The organism is Actinospineispora eucalypti (assembly GCF_039543365.1).
GTDB lineage: Bacteria > Actinomycetota > Actinomycetes > Mycobacteriales > Pseudonocardiaceae > Pseudonocardia > Pseudonocardia eucalypti.
The window spans coordinates 105,968-121,526 of record NZ_BAABJP010000048.1; the positions used below are offsets into that span (position 1 = coordinate 105,968).

Annotated in this window: 1 protein-coding gene (only partly in view); it reads right to left on the reverse strand. The window is 72.6% G+C overall.

Every position in this 15,559-nt window falls within one protein-coding gene, locus ABEB12_RS34570, for an alpha/beta hydrolase (protein ID WP_185063277.1), read on the reverse strand. The gene is 49,467 nt long; 17,353 of those nucleotides lie to the left of the window and 16,555 to its right, leaving coding positions 16,556-32,114 in view — codons 5,519 (partial) to 10,705 (partial); the first complete codon in reading order (the gene reads right to left) occupies positions 15,555 to 15,557. The start codon and the stop codon both lie outside this window.

Below are 15,559 nucleotides of genomic sequence, written 5' to 3' on the forward strand. Positions count from 1 at the left end.
TGCGCACGGTCCGAACGCGACTCCCGACCGGGCAGCTCGGCCAGCAACCCGAGCAACGACTCTCGATACGGGTCCATGTGCGGCTCGGTGAACAGCATGATCAACCCGAGCAGCTGGTGTTCGGTGCGGCGCCGCTTGGGTAGTTCGGCCACCCAGTCGGCGTTGCCTGAGACCGCCACCAGCAGTGCGAGCGTGAGCCGGTTGCGCGCCGACAGCCGTTCCCACGCCCGGTCGTACAACCACTCCGGGCCGTGTGACATCCGCGCCCGGGCGAGCGCGTCGGCCAGCCAGGCCGAGTCCAACGCCGACAACAGCTCCTGCACCGCCGCTCGGTGCCCGGCGTCGTCGAGGTCACCCAGGTTCATCGGTACCGGCGCCGCCGCGATCAGCTTGCGCAGCAGATCGCGGTGCAGCGCGGGCTTCTCGGCGAACGGCGCCTCCAGCACCGTCGAGAGCACCATCCACGCCCGCATCCACAACTCTGGCGTCGGTCCCTTCGTGAGCGACGGGTCGTGGGCGATCGAGTGCGTCTCCCAGGCTTCGACCAGCCGGGTGCCGGCCCGGGCCGCCAGCAGCTGCACCGCCCCGGCAACCGCCGCCGAGCTGTGTGCCCGCCCGGTGATCTCCCGCAGGCTGTTGGTGTATCTCTTGAAGGTCTCGAAGTGGTACCGCCCCGTAGACTGCAGCGCGTCGATCCGGAGCCCGACCGCACGCAGGTCGATGGCCTCGCGGTAGAACTCGACCGCGAACCGCAGCCGCTGCGCCACCGTCGCGGACGACCAGTACTCGGTCAGCCACGCCGGCACCGAGGGCGATCCGGCCACGGCGAATAGCTCGTTGACCCGACCTGACGAACGCAGGAAATGCCACTGTCCGGTCTCGGTGTCGGTGCGATCCACCGCCCCGGCCAGGGCGAGGAACAACCGCTCACCCAGTTCGCGCCGTTCCCCCGGCCGATCGGTCTCGGCCAGCACCTGCCACGCCCGCCGCCAGAACTCCTCCGACACCGCGGCCTCACCGGTCGCCTCGGCCAACACCGCGTGCAGCCGGAGCAGCCGGGCCAGATCCGCGCGCCCCTTCTCCAGCGAGGCCGGTACGTCGAGCGACCCCCGGCGCGGGTCGGCGAAACCCGCGAGCTTCTCGAGCGCGGCGGCCAGCTGGTCCAGCTCGGTCGCCGCCTCGCCGAGCGAACCCCGCGCCATGCTGCCGGCGGCGTCGTCCGGAAGCTCGGCCACCTTCCACGACAGCCGAAGCAGCCGATCTTCCGCCTCCCGACGCTTGACGGACCGGTATTGGGCACCCCACCAGAGGCCCGCGATCGCCCCGGGCGCGCCCAACACGAGCGCCCAGACGATCACTCGCCGGCGGGTTTCTCGGCCCTGCTGCTCGTCCTCCAACCGTTCCAGCTCCGCCCGTACCGTCGGCTCCTCGCCGGCGTAGCGATCCACACTGGTGCTGGCCTCGCCCAGAGATCTCTCGAGGCGGCGGACCTCCAACGCCAGACCGGCCGCGTCGTTCGAGGGGTCGTCGATGAGCCCCAACATGTAGGACAGCGAACTCGGGTACAGGTCCTCGGGGAGCGGGCTGACCGTCCGGTCGACGATCCGCTGGGCGGCCGCGCTGATCCGCCGCGAGTCCGCGTCATCGGAGAAGTCCTCCGCACGCAGTTTCAAGGCGCTGGCCCGCGATTCCAGGTCCAGATAGCCCAGCGAGTCGATCCGGAGATCGAGCTGGTTCGCGCGGGTGATCACCGCGCGCACCCGCCGGGCCAGAGCCGCCCGGTCCATGTCCTGGCCACCGGGCGGGGCCTGGGCGCGCTCGACGACAACCGCGGCGGCCTGCGCGGGCGGCCGAGCATCCGCCGCGGCCGGGCTGACGAACGGGGCGACCAGCCACACCGCGGCGACCCCGACAAACACCAGAGCCTTGGCGATCCGGCCCAACCAGCGGCGTTCCTGGGCCAGCGGAGGCCCCCGGGCACGCCGTGCGAGGTAATCGGTCAGCAGCCGCCGCACGATCAGCACGCCGCCCGCCGAAACCGCGACCAGCAGCGCGCCGAAACGACCGTCGGGGACCAGGCCGAACCCGGACCAGTGGCCGAGCCCGAACACCGCGGCCAACCCCAGCCCGGCGTGCGCACGCAGGCTGCCACGCCCGCCACCTCGGAGAGGGCTGGGTGGCGAGGAATGCGCTGGGACCCGCTTCTCGCCCTGGAAGTAGGTGTCCACGCCGGCGGCCGTGGTCCGCATCGCGCGCTTGCCGATCCAGCTGACGCCGGCGCCCAGCTCGCCGGGCCAGCCGGCCATCGCGATCTCACGCGGCGTCGGATATCCCGGCTCGCCGAATCGGTGGGTGCGTGCCCGGCGCAGCACGTCCTCCGCGGCCGTGCTCTCTCGCGCCAGGCGCGGGTCAGGCTGGATCTTCGCCTCGGCGTCGACCAGATGCTTTTCTGCCATGAGCTGGCGCAGCGCCGCCTTGGCCTGGTGCTCCGCGCCGGGCAGCCATTCGAAGCCGTGGGTGGCGAAAAAGTACCGCCCGGCGCCGCTGCCCCGCACGCCCATGACGCCGCCGCCGGAGTCGGCCAGCCAGTCCTCCAGCGTCCACAGCAGCGCGCCGCCGAACCCGTTGCCCTGCGCGGACCGATCCAGGTGCCAGTTGGTCAGGTCCAGGCGCAGGACTCCGTGCGCCTGGCGTTCGAACTGCACAGAGACCGCGCCGACCACCCGCCCGCCGGCGGTGTCCCCGTCGGGCGCCAAACTGGGCGCCCGACCCAGCACGCCGGCTCCGCCGGCGGTGTCCCCGTCGAGCACCTCCATCCGCACCGGCAGCGCCAGGTAGGCCGGCCCGGCGTACTCGCCCCGGCTGGCGTCGCGCAGCCGCAACCCGCCGTAGGTGCGGGTGGCCAGGTACGCCACGAATGCGACACCGAGCTGGCCGGCCCGGGCCTGGATTTCGGCGGCGCTGTGCGGCAGCAGCTCACCGATGCCCGGCCGGCGGTCCGCGAGCGTGATGAGGCGCTCGAGCGTCCGGCGGGCGTGCACGTCGTGGTCGGCGCCCGGGTCGACTTCGTGGTCGATCACCAGCTTCCGCTGAGCGTCGTTCAGCCCGTACCAGGCCGCGTCCAGCACGTAGATGACGTCGCGGAGCGTGTAGGCGATCAGGTTCGCCGCGATCTGCGCGCCGTCGCCGTCGATCAGCTCGGCCAGGTGCGCGGCAGACACCATCTCCACCACCGGCGGCGGCCCGCGCGCGGTCGACCAGCCGTACTCGTCCTGGCGGACCGAACGCACCCGCCGCACCGTTGGCAGGACCCACCGAACGGCGAGTTCCTGACCGTCGTCCAGGTACCAGGCCAGCGGGTGGTCATGGCCCCGCCCACCGGTACGAGCCCCGCGCCCGAGCATGGCCAGCCCGCGCCGAACCAGCCGCGCCACAAGCGGCAGAGCATGTTCCCGGCCGGATCCGGGCGGCCCGGCCGGCGGCGATATGAGCGTGCGCCACACCCAGGCGATGGCCGCGGCGAGCCCGGCGCCGAGTGCCCAGTGCGGCCGCACCCAGGCAAGCGGCAGGAGCACGGCACCGGCCAGGAAGCGAGCCGCCGTCGGTCGCTTCTCCCCGCGCAACCACCGCATGGCGGCGAGCACCCCGGCAGCGAGCGCGGCAGCCACCGCGCCGGCTACCGCGGCGTGGCTCGGCAACGCGGTGAGCACGGCCAGCGCGGGGCCGGCGGCGGCCACCGCGAGCAGCACACCCAACTGGGCGAAGCCAGCCTGGCCGAGCCACCGGCGTTGGAAGTGGCCGCCGACCGCATCGGGAGCGACCGTGATGCCGTGCAGGGCGAGGAGCGCCCGTCCCACGGCGTACACCAGCCGGTTCTGATGCGGGCCGTTCCCCGCATGATAGCGGGTCCGCACGTTGAACCGGGTGGCTACCGGGGTGCCGACGATCCGCCCCAGCTGGATCTCGCCGCCGGCCAGGATCTCGCCGCCGCCCGCCGCGACGGTGTGCCGGATGTCCGGGTGGTTGCGCACATCGACCGGCACGAACCAGCCGGTGCCGTCCGGCCGCAGCACCCAGGCCAGCACCTCGTCCTCGGGCAGGGCGTCCGTGCCCAGGCGTGCGGGCGCGACCCGGGCGCGCTCGGCCTGCCACTGGTGCGTCGGCCAATCGGGTTCCCGCGTGTTGGGGTACCGGGGCAGGCCGGCGACCATGGCCGCCCACGCCTGGTGGGCTTCGCGCACCCGCTCGCCGGTGGGCAGGACGAACAGCAGCTCCGCGTCCGACCGCACCAGCAGTACGTGCTGGCCGTCGGCGGTCGCCGAGTAGACCCGCAGCCGGTCCACCTCGAGCACCGGGCGGCGGCCCGCCGACAGCCACCAGGTGACCAGCCGCTCGCGTGACGCCGGGTCGTCGCGCAGTGCTTCCTCCGATTCCGGGTCGCCGGCCAGCTTCTTCGGCAGGTCCGGGTCGACCAGCAGCTCACCGGCCGGGCCGGTGAACGACCACACGCCCTGGCCGCCCCGGCCGACCTCGGTGAACGCCCGCGCGAGACGCTTGCGGACCTTGGCGGACGCCCGAGCCTCGCGTTTGCGGACCAGTGCCCGCGCGTACTTGTCGGAGTTGCGCTCGGCGTCCTGGAGGGTCTTCGCGCCGCGCAGCGGGGAGAACACCAGAACCAGGGAGGCCGCCCAGACCCCGGCCATCCCCACCAGCGCGGCCGGTCGCAACCCGAGCGCGGTGCCGAGCGCCCCACCCAGCAACGCGCCGAACGGTGTACCGAGGTCACCGATCAGCCGGCTGACCGCGATCACGTGCGCCCGCACTTCGCCGGGGGCGGTGTTCTGCAGGTAAGTGCTCCTGGTGGCCATCCGCAGCTGGGTCACCAGCGGGTTGATCGCGAGGACGAGCGCCGCGACGACGAGTCCGGCCCACCCGGCCGGGCTCAGCGGGTAGATCAGCAACAACGGTCCGGACAGCAGCGGCGCCCACAGCAGCAGCCGGGCGCCGCGGTACCGCTTGACGGCCACGCGGCCCCACCAGGCGCCGAGCACCTCGCCGGCGACCGCAAGGGTGAGCACCGCGCCGACCGCCCAGCTCGGCGCGTGCAGCACCTGGGTGAGAAACAGCACCTGGGCGCTGAACACGACGCCGTAGAAGAACTTGGCGAACCCGTCGTGCAGCGCCAGGGCGAGCAGGATCCGGTGGCCGAACAGGAACTTCAGCCCGGTGCGCACCGAGGTTCGGCTGCCCTTCTGGTTCGGCGTGTGGATCCGCCCCAGGAGGATCGCGTTGTACAGGTACGAGAGCGGGTCCAGGAGCAGCGCGCCGACCGGGCCGAGCACCCCGGCCACGGCACCGCCCACCGCCGAACCGACGGCGCGGGCCGTGCTGGCGCCGGAGATCAGCTGGCCGTTGGCGTCCGGCCGCGCCGCCTCGTCCGGGACCACGTCGGCCACGTAGCTCTGCGACGCGACGAAGTAGACCGCGAACAACGCGCCCAGCACCCCGGCCACCAGGTACAGCTGGCCCAGGGTGAGCACGCCGAACGCCGCCCCGAGCGGGATGTACAGGGTCAGCCCGAACCGCGCCCACTCGACGCCGATCATCAGCGGAAGTTTGCGGACCCGGCTCGCCAGGACACCCGCCGGCAGGGTGGCCAGTACACCCGCGCCATAGGTCACCGTGGCCAGCAGGCTGACCTGCAGCGTGCTCGCGTGCAGCGACCAGGCCGCGAGCAGTGGCATCACCACGGAGGAGGCCGACGAGCCGGCCTCGCTGGCCACCCGGCCTCGCCAGAGCAGCCGGAAGTCCCGGGGCAGCGTCGAACGCGCGGCCGCGTCCTGGTCACCAGGCGCCGGCGTCCGCTGCCCCCGGCCGCGCTGCCAGCCGAACGGCAACAGCCCGGCCATGCCCATCGCGCCGTGCGCCGTGTCGGCGTCGCGACCCAGGACCAGCCACAGCACCGCACCGACCGCGAAGCCCAGCCCGACCAACCGCACCGGCGGGCCCCGCGAGGAGCGGGTCGTGCCGGCCTTCCGCACCGGGAGCCCGCGCGCCGCCAACAACCCGCCGACAAGGACGGCCGCCACGGTGACCACCGCGCGGTCCGCCAGAGCCGCCGCCCCGAGGCCGGTGAACACGCCGATCACCAGCGCGTTGGCCCCGCCGGCCAGCCGGGCCGTCCGGGCCAGGGCGGCCGCGCGCAACCGCCTCCCGGCCGCGACCAGCCGGCGCCATATCACCAGCGCGGCCGCCACCGCGATCGCGCCGGCGACCCAGCCACCCGCCGGAACCAGTCCGGTGTGGACCGCGGCCGCCGCTGCAACGCCGATGACCGCCACCGCCACCGGCAACCCGGGCCGGATGGCGCCGCGCTCGTCCCGGTCCCGGGCCAGGTGCGTGTACTGCCGCCTCAGTTGGGCGAGGCGCAGCTTCAGGTCGTCCAGGGCAGCCCGCGTCGCGGCCGGAAGATCGGCCCGCTCGGCGATCTCGGTGACGTCCGCGATCATCTCCGCCGTCTGGTCGGCGATCTCGTCGGCCGGGTAGGTCAGCTCCTTCAGCACCTGCGCGCGGCGCTCGGCGGGGTCGCCGCGCAGCGCCGCGTACGTCGCTTCGTAGTTTTCGGAGATCCCCCAGAGAAGCTCGACGGTCTGCCGCCGGTAGCTGTCCAGGCCGGCCAGCACGATGACCGCCTGGACGTCCGCCTCTCCCGCCCCGGTGGTGTGCAACGCGTCCAGGGTCTGCCGGGTGTGCTTGGCGTGGTCGGTGACCGTGCCGGCGATGTGCGCGTGGTACTCGTGCGCGATCACCAGCGCGCGCTGCTGGACGGTCAGCCGGTTCCACCAGAGGTCCACCACGTAGATCCGGCCGCGCCGGGTGAACGCCATCAGGTTTCCGGCAACCTGTGCCCCGATGCCCACGCCCAGTTCGTCATCCAGCAACCGGACCAGTTCGGTGACGGTCACCTCGATCACGGTCGGCGGGCCCCGTGCCGTCCAGCCGTGCTCGTCCGGGCGGACCGGTCGCAACAGCTTCACCTGGGCCAATGCGGCCTGGATCGCAGGCACCCAACCATCGTCGAGGTACCAGGCCAGCGGCCCGTCGTGGCCATTGGCGGGACCGTCGCGCGGCTCGGTCGCGTCGTGCATTCGCCGGTACTCGGCACGCAGCAAGCCAAGGTCGCCCATCAGCCGGCTGATCCGATCGGTCGACGCCAGCGCGGACAGTTCGGCGAGCAGCCCGGCCAGCTCCACCGCGATGGGGCCAGGCTCGGCATCCAGCAACTCACCCAGCTGCGCGGCGCGACCGGCCGGCGTGCCTGCGGTCAGCCCGTCCAGGAATTCCTGGTAGATCCGCACGGCATCGTCGGCCCGGTCCAGCAACGCGTGCTGCTCCGGGGTCGCATCGGTTGTCGAGCGGGTCGCCAGCAACGCTTCGTGCATCTCCCGGTACACGGCACGTAGCCGCTCGGCAGTCCGTTGGAGTTCGCGGACCAGCGGTGTACCGGGCAGTTCGGCCAGCTCGGGGATCATCTGGTCGAACCTGTCGATCAACGTGCCGGGTTCGATGCCCCACAACTCGCTGACCTGGTCGGCACGGCCGAGCGGGTCGCCGGCGGTCAGCCCGGCGAGGAGTTCCTCTTCGTTCGCCAGGCGCTGTTCGATGCCCAGCGCCGTGTCGCGCGCCGCCGAGTCCAGCCCGTCGAGGCCGCGCAATGCCGTCTCGACCTTGTCCAGCAGGTCGCGCAGGCCGTCGAGCCGTGTCCGCGCCCGCGCGTGCTCCGTGCGCAGCTCATCGACGGAGGCCCCGCCAGCGGCGTGCGCGAGGAAAGCATCGAACTCGTCCAAGGTCGCTGCCGCATCTGCCAGGCCGCTCGCCGCGAGTTCGATCGCGGCCGGGTCGGCCGCCCGCCCCTCGGCGGCCAGGTCCTCGATGGTCGGGGCCAGAACGTTGAGATGGCCGACCACCTGCACCTGCATCCGGCCCAGCAACAGCCCGGCGAACACCTCGACGGGATCGTGGTCCTTCCAGGCGTCCTCGGGGGCGAGAGCCGGATCCTTGGCGAGGTCCGCCAGCACCGCATCGAGCTCCCGGCGCGCGGGGGCGGTGCCGCCGTGGTCCAGCACGTCGCCGTTGATCCGCAGCGGGATGAGTTTCTCGGCGCCGTCCAGCACGTACACCACGGTCACTCCGTGATAGCCCCTGGAGCCCAGCAGCTGGTTGATCTCGGCGTCTCCGTCGACGTACTGGTCGGGCGAGCTGGTGTGGGTGCTGTTGTCACCGACCAGGCCCGCCGCCCGCAGTTGGTCGAGCAGCTCGGCCAGCGCGGCAAGCGTCCCTGGGCCGAACCGGACCGGCCGGCCCGACCGGTCGAACGCCACCACCCGGACGCGCCTCGTCGGTTCCTCGCCGGATTCCGGCCGGCCGTGGAACAGCGCCGCCGCCAGCACACCCACCGCCAGGCCGCCGAACCGCCGCTGTGCCGAGATGAGCCTCCCCCGGGCCGGCCACTGGATCGGCCGGGTCACCCAGATCGCCGCGTGCCACCAGCCCGCCGGGCCGCGCGGGGGCCCCCGGTGCCGACCGTGCCCGGCCGAACCGGAGCCGCCCGGCGGCGGGCCCCGGCGGGTGACGACCAGGGTGAACGCCACGGCCAGGGTGCCGATTCCGGTCAGCGCGATCTGCGGGGCCAGCGCGGCCCACTGCGCCAAGGCCCAGGTCGCGGTGGCCACCAGCGGCGCGACGAACTTGCCCACCGCGCCGGCCAGTGCGTTCGCCGTTTCCGCCTGGCCGGTCTTGTGCGGCTCCCCCCGGTTGGCGAAGTAGACGGCCAGAGCAGCGCTTGTGCCGATGCTCAACCCGGTGGACGCGGCCTCTCCGACGTTGCCCTGCACGACGATCCCCGTGGTTGGGTCGCCAGCCAGCTGCATGACCAGGTTGAAGATCCCGCTCGCCGCCATCAGCGCGGCCATGCCGATCACGAACGCGCGCGGGTAGCGCTGCAGGAAGTCGCCCTCGCCGCCCCGGAAGTGCCTGATCAGGTCGGCGATGAAGAAGATCGCGGTCACCACGATGCCACCGGACACCAGCCCGTAGCTGGTGAGGAAGTGCACCGTGCCCGACGCGTGGTCACCGAGCGCCAGCTCCCAGAAGCCGTCGAACACCGAGATGGTCGCCTGGGTGAGCGCGGATATGGCCGCCATCTTGAGCACGAACCGGTCACGCAGCGCCGTCAGCGGCCCGGTGAACGGGTTGTCCGTGGGCTTGGCCCGGTCGGGCGACTCCGGAGGGGTGGTCAGCCACATGCCGACCGCCGCGACGACGGTCAACCCGACGCCGAGCAATGCCGCCGGCACCAGACCGCGACTTGCCAGCAGCGCCCCCTGCAGGTTGACCAGCGCCGGTACCAGCGTGGTCAGGCCGAGCACCATCAGACCCACCCAGGTCGAGGTCAGTACCACCGTGTGGCCGGCGTCGCGGCGCAGCTCGGTGGTGTGCCCCACCCAGTCGAAGAGCCGGCTGATCACCCTGTTGAAGGCGGACCCGGCCAACCCGAGCACCAACGCTCCACCCAGTGCACCGACCACCCCAAGCTGCGCGGCGAACAGCCCGTAGCCGGCCCCGGCGCCGAGCAGCGTGGCGACGAACAGCCAGCGCCGGGAGAAGTAGCTGAACCAGGTGAACACCGCGAAGAAGCCGATCAGGTAACCGCCGAACGCGACGTTGAACAGCACCCCGTCCGGCAGTGTCGGGACCCCCCGGGCCAGTGCCCGTGCCGTGTACAGGCCGCTGACCAGCGCGGCGATCGTCAATGACGAGCTGACCAGGAACGCCAGCCGGTGCGTCCAGTGAGTCCCAGCCGCCCACGTCCGGACGCGCGTGCTCGGCAGCCCACCCCACCAGGCACGCACCCGCGCGCGGGTCGGCGCCCTGGCCTGGATCGGCGACCACAGCGCGCGCACCTTCGCGGCGATCCAACCGAACGGCACCTTCGGCCACCCGCCCGGGTTGGCCGGGCCGTTCCGGTTGCCGAACCAGCTCAGCAGCGCGGCGGCGCCCCACACCTGCGCGGTTACCGCCACCGCCGACCTCGGGTCCATGCCCAGCCGCCAGGCCAGCAGCCCCGAGACCGCGCCGAGGAGCCCGCCGATCACGGCGATTACCCGGTCGCGCAACCCGGTGATCCGGATGCCGGTGATCGCCGACGGGTTGGCGGCCAGGACGAACGCGGCCATCGCCAAGGAGGTACCGGCGAACCAGTCCAGGTGGCCCAGCCACATCCGCTCGAACCCGTAGAACGCCAGCGACCAGAACACCACCCGCGCGGCCAGGGCCATGTGCGGCGGGGCCGACGCACCGCTGCGTGCCCGCCACTCCGCGCGCGCCAGGTAGGTCAGCCCGCCACCCAGCGACACCAGCGGCGCCACCGCCACCGGCAGCCAGTCACCGCCCCAGCCAATCGGCAGCGCCAGCTGCACCGACAGCACCCACACCGCCGCCGTCAAGCTGGTGAAGCCCCACCGCTTCAGCGTCGGCAACCGCGCCGTCAGCAAGTAGTTGGCACCCACCACCGGGGCCAGCGCCACCGGGAACAGCAGCGCCTCCGCGCTGGTGAACAGCCCGCTGGACCAGAAACCGAACTTGACCACGCCTGCCCAACCGGCCGCGGCCAGCAGATGCCAAACACCCGAGGCGTGCAGGTCCAGGTTGACGAGCCAGGACACCGCTATGCCGATCAACGCCACCCGTGCCCACCGGGGCGAAAGGCCGGCCGCGTTCATCCGGGAGAACGTCCCCCGCGCGGCAAACATCGCCATCCCGGCCCCCGGCGGCAGCGGCAACGCCACACCCACCGCCCACCCCAGGGTGACGAGCACGAACCCGACAACGGCCGTGACCAAGGTCGGCGCACGAGCCTGGATCGGCGACCACAACGCCCGCAGCAGCGCCAGCACGGATAGGCCCGCCGCGATCGCGCCGGCCACCGCCGGGCCCACGCCCGAGCCGAACACCAGCAGCCCGGCCGCCGCGCCGGCCCCCACGCCGGCGGTGACCAGCAGCCCGCCGAACCACCGGGACGACGGCACGGCGGCCCAGTCGGTGGACACCTTCCGCAACCCGGCGAAGAAGCCCCTGACCTGCCACCAGAATCGGGCGCCGAAGGCGCCGGCGATCACCCCGAGCAGCGTCCCGCCGACCACCAGGAACCAGCCCCCGGGCACCTGGCCGCCGGAGCCCTGCCCGGATTCGTGCCCGGCCCGGTCGCCCAACGACCCGGTCGCGGACGGGTTAGCGCTCGGCGCCGGGGTCTGCGTCTCACTCAGTTTCGGGTTCTTCGTCTGGCCCGGCTTCGGGGTCTGTGTCTGGCCTGGCTTCGGGGTCTTCGTCTCGCCAGGCTTCGGCGTCTTGGTTTCGCCCGGCTTCTGGGTCTTGGTCGGCTCGCCCGGGCCGGGCACCCGCACGGTGCCGTAGCCGCCGGCCGGGATGTTCAGCCGCTGGCCGACGTCCACGTCGTCCACGCTCTGCCGGGCGAAGAGCTTCCGGTTGACCACGACGATGGCCGCAGGGTCGGCGTGGTCGTACTTGGTGAACAAGCCGAACCGGGCGATCACCACGGTGACCGAGTCGTACCGGTAACCGGTCTTCACCGGCCCGGTGACGTACCAAACGCGGCCGGTGCCCTTGGGCAGGTGCAGCTCGGTGCCCGTTTCGAATGGCGTGTCCGGCGTCGCCGGCCACGCGACGTGCGGGTTGACCGCGCGCAGCTTCTTCTCCGTGGTGCGCAGGCCTGCGATCCACCGGCGCGGAGTGTCGCCCTTCTGGGTATGCGCGACCCGCAGCACGTCATCGTGCGCGGCCGCGAAGGCGTTCGGGTCCGGCGCGGTGACGCCGATCCCCAGCCCGGCCGCCACGGCCAGCAACACACCGCCGACCCAACGGGTCCAGCGGCCGCGCCGCTCACCCCTGGTCTTCGTGCCGGGCCTTGGAGCGGAAGGACCGGGCTTCCCTGCGGTGATCCGGTCCGCAGTACCGGACGTCGGTGCGACCCGGTCGCTCCGGGACGGGTTCACAACAACCGGGGAACTGGCAGACGTGCTCGCCCTCGTGCCGCTCGGGCTGGTTGCTGGCCGGGTCAGGTCGCGATGAACCCACTGTTTTTCCCTTCTCGAGGTGAATTGCGATTGCGAGTCCGCGCGGCGGCTGAGCCCCGCCACGACGTTGAAGGCGGCCGCGACGGCCAGTGCGCCGATCACTGCCGCCGATCCGGCGACGAGAGCCAGCGCGGGCACCGCGAGCGCGACGGCGACCAACACCGCCAACCGGGCCGAGCCCGACTCGTCCTGTTCGGGCGGCGCGCGAGGGCCGGCGACGCGAGCCACCAGTCGGGCGAGCGCCGGGGCCACCCGGTGGAGCAGCAACAGGATCCGGATCAGCGGCGAAACTCGCGCCAGGCGCGGCACCACTACCGGGTCCGCCCTCAGCGCGATCACGCCGGCCCGGTCGGCGTCCGCCGGATCCGTCCCGGTACGGCGGACGACGTGGTCGCCCACCACCTCGAAGCCGTCCATGCCGGCGACCAGCCCGCGCAGCGCGGACAGGCGCACGAACACCCCGTCGTCGACCAGCCGGTCACGGACCTCGGTGAGGGGCAGCGCGCCGAGCGGATCCCCGTCGAACATCGCGCGGACGAGTTGCTCGATGCGGTACCACCGCACGAACGCCTCGGTGAAGAACCTGGCCACGAATGGCGCACCGATCACATCGGTGAACTCGCTGCCGTCGTCCAGCGTCTTGCCGTGCGAGATGATCCCGACGGTCGCGCTGTCTTCCTTCAGCGCCCCGCCGGAAGACCCCTTCCCCAGGTCACGGTTGACTCGGTAGTGCCCGAGCGCACGCCGGATGATTTGCCCACGGGCAGTCCTGAGCTGGCCGTCGGGGAATCCGATCAAGGACAGCTCGTCGGCTTCGCTCGGCTCTTGCTGGGCGATCGGCAGTGGCTCGACGTGCGCACCGAACGCAAACAACAGGACGAGGTCGACGACCTCCAGCTCTGTTTTGGTGTTGATCTGGTGGTACGCGACGACGAGCTCCGCCAGCCACCTGTTGTCGGGTGAGGTGAACTGGTCCGGGCGCAGCATGACCATGCCCATGACCGGCCGTCCGTCCAGAGAGACCGATTCCGGTGCGGCCCCCTCGACCAGATGGGCGGCACTGACCGCGACACCCTTGGCAACCCACACGGCGGTTCCGCCTCGGGGACCATCCGGGTGCCGCACCACTACTTCCGCGAGATACCCCGGCACCGGCGGCGCCCTGGCGCGCCGGCCTAGGAAGTCGGCGAGCGCCCGCCGCTCGAGCACCGCGACCACCACGGACAGCGCTATCAGTACCGCACCGAAGAGCGCGTTGGGGATCAACCCGGCCCCGAAGCCCGTGCCATGGCTGAGCCCGAGCACCGCCGCCAGCGCGAAGCCGGTGTGCGCACCCCGCACGCTCGCTCCACCCGACTTCGATTCGGTCCCGCTCGGCGCGACCGCGGCGGCGTAGTCGGCCATCCGGGACAGGCGGCCGATGCCGCTCTTTCCGTCCGGCTGCCGGTACAGCGACAGGATGGCGAGGCCGGTCACCACACCGACCCCGGTCACGACGCCCACCGGGGCGCCGAACACGATCGCCAGCACGATGCCGGCGGCAGCCGCGGTCGGCAGGTTCCGCACCGCCGCGAGCAGCACGGTCCGCACCGGCGGGCCGCGGGCCTGGTGGGGAGTCCACCTCGCGCGCAGCGCGACGGTGACCAGTGCCGCGGCGAGCAGGCCAGCGATGAGCATGGGCGCGGTCAGCGGCAGCCCGGCCAGCGCCATGCCACCACCGGTCAGGACCAGGATTGCGGCGCCGAATACCGAGGCGGCCGGCCACAAGCGGTGTGGCCGTTCCGAGCTGCTTCGGTCGTTGCCGTCGGTGGTCTCGCTGGTGGTGGAGGCCGCCTCCTCGGCGGTGGCGGAGGCCTGGTCGTTGGGGGTGTTGGGGTTGATGGCTTCAAGCAGCTCACGGATGGTGCGGTACTGCTCGGCGACTTCGCGGGCGTGGGCTTCCTTCTCCCGGTACTCCTCGATGAGCTGCTGGGCCTGCTGGGCCTGCTTCTGGTAGCTCTGCCGGTTGCGTCGCTCGGGGTGGCCGGGGCTGCGGGGCAGGTTGGCTTGCCGCAGCACGCCGGCGTTGTCGCGGCGGGTCTGGTTGGCCGCGTGACGGTATTCGTCCGCGCGCTGGTTCCAGTGGTTCTCCTGCGCGATCGCCTCTTCGAGGGTGATCGGCCGGGGGGCGGCGACCGCGTTGGCGGGCAGCGTGTTCAGCAGTCCGTCAATGGTGGCCAATACCCCGCGCAGCTCGTGTTCTTCGAAGCTGCCGCTGGTTGTCCGGGTCCCCGGCTCGGCCTGGGCACTGGCCTGGGCCGCGGCCCGCAGTCGCGCCACCGCGGCAGCGGCGTACCGGGCGGTCGCCTCGGCGAGGGTGCCGGCGCCCCACGGCTCGCCGGTGTGGGCGCGCACGGCAGTGGCCCCGTCGGCCACTCCGCGCAGCAGTTCGAGGGCGGCCTGGTAGTGGGCGATGGCGGCCTCGTGGTTGCCGGCGGCCGCCTCGCGGTGACCCGCATCGACCAGCTGCTGGGCCTGCGCGGCAGCGGAACGAGTGACGCCGCGTTCGGCGGCGGAAACCAGCCGGGGCGCCTGGGCCGGACCGGTCCCAGGCTGTGAGCCCTGCTTGGTCGCCTGGTCTTCGGTTGCGACACGTGAGTCGGCAAGTTCCTCGGCGACGAGCGAGCGGTAGTCGGCGAGTGCCAGGTCGAGTCGCCGCTGGGCTTCGTTCGCATCGGCGGTGGCGGCGGCGAGGGCGCCGTTGGCGGCGGCGAGTTCGGTGTCGGTGGTGGCGTCGCGGACCTCGTTCTCGTTGTCGGCTATCCGCTGATGGGCGAGGGCCAGGTCGTCGCCGGCCTGATCCACCCGCTGCCCGGCCTCGGTGATCTCCCGTGACGCGGCGTCGGTAGCCGTGGTCGAGGCGTCCTCGGTGGGGGTGCCGCGTCGTGCGTCGAGGGCGTCCATGGTTTCGACGGCCACCGTCGTGGCGCGATCCGGATTGCGGGATACGCGGGCGAGCTCCCTGTGATGCGCTCTCTCGGCGTTGCGTCGGGCCTTCTGGAAGAGCTTCTCGACGGCCTTGTCCTGGATCTGCCGACCCTTTTCGTGGCCGCTGTACTGGGCCAGCAGCTTGCGGTACTGGCGGCGAGGGGCGTGCTCGACGAGAAGATCGTCTTCCAGGGAGCGGTACTCGCGGGTCACGCCGGGGTTGCCCTGGCGGCCGGCCCGGCCGTCGACCTGCACGTCGATCCGCACTGATACCGAGTGCTCCCCCCGGAGCAACAGGAGCCCACCGGCGTTGAGCACGGCGGCCTTGTCCGCGGCGATCTGCTCGGGGGAACGGCCGGCGACGCTCTCTCCACCGAGCTCGATGTGTTCGCCGCGGCCCAGCCGGATGGTGCCGAGAGTGACCGCACCCTGCCGCCCGG